At 76.4% G+C, this 3715-nt stretch carries 2 protein-coding genes; both read right to left on the reverse strand.

The window, feature by feature from the left end; all coding sequences use genetic code 11:
- Window positions 1-256 precede the first annotated feature (256 nt).
- Complete coding sequence (locus BMW99_RS38935) at window positions 257-1546, reverse strand: hypothetical protein (protein ID WP_245791817.1); 1290 nt, start codon at window positions 1544-1546, stop codon at window positions 257-259.
- Window positions 1536-3428 (reverse strand): hypothetical protein, encoded by a 1893-nt coding sequence (locus BMW99_RS38940; protein ID WP_141726240.1) that lies wholly within the window; start codon window positions 3426-3428, stop codon window positions 1536-1538. The genes BMW99_RS38935 and BMW99_RS38940 overlap by 11 nt, the downstream gene beginning before the upstream one ends.
- Window positions 3429-3715: the final 287 nt, after the last annotated feature.

A 3715-nucleotide genomic window follows, 5' to 3' on the forward strand; every position in this document is an offset into this window, starting at 1 on the left:
GAGGAGACACTCCCGGAGTGGCCCCTGACCCCACCCACGAACGTGCACCGCCAGGGGCGCGGGGAACTGCGCGAGCAACCGGCCACCGGCCGGGACACGGCGACGTACCGCAAGGGGCTGGACGGGCCCCGAAAGGGGCGCGGGGAACTGCGCGACAAGCCACGACGGCGCGGCACACGGGTATGGCGCCCCGGGGGCACCACGGGAACCGCACCGGAACAAGCCCCGCGCAGCGCGCGGCACCCCGTTGGCCGGGTCACGCCTCGGGGGTACCGCGGAGCACGCGGGGGACGAGTGCGTCCGGGTCGTCGCGAGACGCCCGGCCCGGCAGGGCCATCGCTCCGTAACCCGTCGCGGCCCAGACACTTCGCGCGGCCGGCACCTCGAAGTACGGCACGCGCCGCCCCGCCGGGTCCACGTCCGTCAGGACCTCCGGCGCGCGGTGCCCGCGCACGGCGTCGGCGCAGGCCCGGCACGCCGCGACGTGCAGGGCGCGCGTCCGTCCGAGGGGGCGCCAGTCGAGGCGGCGGGCGGCCCGCCCGTGGAGGGGGTCGAAGAAGCACAGCGGCAGGGCGTCCTCGCGCCCCTCGTGGGCGTCGCGGCCCTGGGTGACCAGGACCAGGACGCCGACGAGGTCGGGCGTGGAGCGCGCCGCGTCCAGGACCTTGCCGGCCGCCGCGTACGCGTCCAGCGCCTCGCGCAGGAAGGGCCGCCCCGGATCCGCGTCGTCGAGGAGTTCGCCGAGCGCGATGACCTCGGCCTCGGCGCGCCGCCGCAGCGCGGCCTCGTCCGCCGCCTCCTCCGCGGCGAACACGGCCTCGGGGAAGGCGAACGGGGCGGCGTGCCGGCGACCGGCGCGGCGCCGGCGGACCAGCCACAGCACACCGCCCGCGCACAGCAGGACCGCGAACGCCGCGCCCAGGATCACGGGCAGTACCGAACCGCCCGCCGAGGAGCCGCCCTTGGCCTGGGGGACCGGCGGGGCGGGGGTGCCGTCGAGGGAGGCCGTCGCCTGCTGGTAGACGCGATCGCCGTCGCCCCGCGCGATGAGGTCGACGGCGCGGTCGAGGCGGGCGGCCAGCCCGGCGTCCCGCATGTCGCCCTGGAACCCGACCGCGGCGACCGCGTGGAACGCCTGGTGGCGGCCGTCGGGCCACTCCGCCCCGAACAGTCCGTCGCTGGTGGGCTCCAGCGTCACGAGGATCACGTCCCGCAGCCCGAGCCGCTCGTGCAGGACGTCGGTGAGGACCTGGGGGTCGCCGTCGAAGGCGTCACCCTTGACCAGCGGCACGAGCGCCACCTTGATCGGCAGTCTCGTCCGCCCGATGCGGGCGGCCAGGGCCGTCCGGTCGGCCGACGGCACCGCGGAGGCGTACGCGGGGTCGACGTAGACGGGCGAGGCGGCCAGCGCGTCCGCGATGCGCGCGCCCGCGGACGGTTCGGCCGCCGCGGGCCCGGCCGCCGCGAGCAACCCGGCCAGCAGCACGCCGAGCAGCAGTGCCGCGGTCCGGCCGTGGGACCTCAACCACGCTGATTCACCGAACACTTGCGTACTCCTTCGCGCTGGCGACGAGCCGGGCCACCCCGTCGCGGACGGCCGGCAGCGGACCCGGTGCCTTCTCGTAGGGCACCCGGCCGGACCTCCGCGGGCCCGGCAGGGTCAGCCGCAGGGCGTCGAGGGCGGCCGAACCGGCGCCGGGACGGCAGTCGACGCAGTAGCGCGTGCCGTTCACGGACCGGCCGTGCAGCGGATTCACGCTGCAGCACGTGCGGTAGGCGTGTCCGGCCAGGGCGGCGCGCCCCGCGCGGGCCAGGACGGTCGCGGCGGCCAGGTCCGCGGCGCCGTCCGTGCTCCTGGCCTGGGCGCCGCCGGACAGCAGCATCGCCGCGTCGAGGCACTCCCAGGCACGTTCCCGGCCGGGCGCGTTCGCGTCCGCCGCCGCCAACTCCGCGGCAAGCGCGTTCACTTCATGACCGGCCGTCCTGGCCAGCCAGGCCGCCGAGGGATGCGCGGGCGCCGCCGTCACGTGCGGCTTCGCGGCCCGCCGCCTGCGCCGGGCGAGTGCCGCCGCGGTGCCGGTGACCGCGGCGGTGACGCCCAGCAGCAGCCCGGCCAGCAGGGCGCCGACGAACAGGCCCGGCCAGAAGTCCCCGTGGAACAGCGGCGGCAGCCGGTGACCGGCCACCGGGTCGGGCCGGTCGTCGGGCCCGTCGGGCGCCGGCTCGGAGTGCGGCACCTTCGCCATGTACGCCATCAGGTCGTCGAGCCGTTGGCCCATACGGTGGTCGACGGCCGGTGCGGTGTCGTGGTCGTAGGCCAGGGCGTCCGGCAGGTCGAGCGTCAGCATCGCGGCGTCGACGGGAATCCCGAAGTCGTAGACGTGGATGGCCCCTTCGAGCGGATCGGCGACGACATAGATGCCCTTGCCGCCCAGCAGCCGGTGCAGTCCCGAGGCGAACACCTGCTGGTCGCCCGCCGATTCGTCGTCGCTGAGCTGAGGCACCACCGCGACCTTGACCGGTCCGGGGGTGTACGCGGCGATCCTGCGGTCGAGTTCGGCCAGCCCAGCGGCGTCGAGCACCTGCGGGCTCTCCGGATCGCTGTACACCGCCGCGTGTCGCAGCCCGGCCGCGACACGGTCCAGGCGCGCCCCCAAGTCAGCCTGCGTGGGCGCCTGTTCCGGCCCGTCGAGCTTCTGGTCGCACACCAGCGGCGCCGCCGCCAGCACGGCCCCGGCGAGCACCGCGGCGACGACCGCCTCGGGCGGGCGCACCCACCGGCGGCCCCGCCTGCGCCGCACGTACAGCGCGACGAGCAGCGTGCCCGACGGCAGCGACGTCAGCAGGATCCCGGTCACGAACCCCTGGTTCTGCCGGTCCGTCCGGTCCAGGTAGAACGGCTCGACGCCCTTGCCCGAGTCGCCGTACTCGTCCTGCAGCCGGGCCGCCCGCCGCGCCGCCGGGCCCGCACCGGACGCCACGGCGTCGGCGAACACCTGGAAGGAGCGCAGCGCCCCGGCGTCGTACGGCAGGCTGTACAGCGCGATCTCATGGGCGTCCGTGGCGGGTGCCGCCACCCCGAACGCCCGCGCGTCCACCACACCCGTCGTGTCCAGCAGCACGTAGAGGCCGTTCCGGCCGAGGCGGTCGTGCACCGTGCCGAGCAGCGAGCCCTGGTGCTGGTCCGGCAGCACCATCACGTACGTCGGCACACCGGTCCTGCGCGCGGCCGCGGCGAACTCCGGGGCGGTCGACCGCGGCACCTCGCGCGGCAGTTGGTCGCTCACGTACACCGGGTCGGCCCGCAGCGCCGCGGCCAGGCTCTCCGCCTGCGACGGCGGCCCCGCGGCCACGGCGGGCACCGCGGCCCACACCAGCAGGCCCGCGACCGCACCCGTCACCGCGCCCCGCCAACTCCCCCATGTCACAGGCTCCGCCTCCCCCGTTCCTCGTCCGAGGGTAGCCATTGACGGTGAGCCCGTTGCGGGTCCCGTCCAGCCCCTTCCTCGCCATCGCCGTCCCACGGTTCGCCGTGGTCGCTCGCGCAGTTCCCCGCGCCCCTCCGGCATCCGGGGTGCCCCGCGCTGCGCGCTGCCGTCCGCGGGTCTCGTTGTGGCTTGTCGCGCAGTTCCCCGCGCCCCTGGCGGTGCACGTTCGTGGGTGGGGTCAGGGGCCACTCCGGGAGTGTCTCCTCGAACTGTGCGTGCACCGTACT

The organism is Actinacidiphila rubida (genome assembly GCF_900110255.1).
Lineage (GTDB): Bacteria > Actinomycetota > Actinomycetes > Streptomycetales > Streptomycetaceae > Actinacidiphila > Actinacidiphila rubida.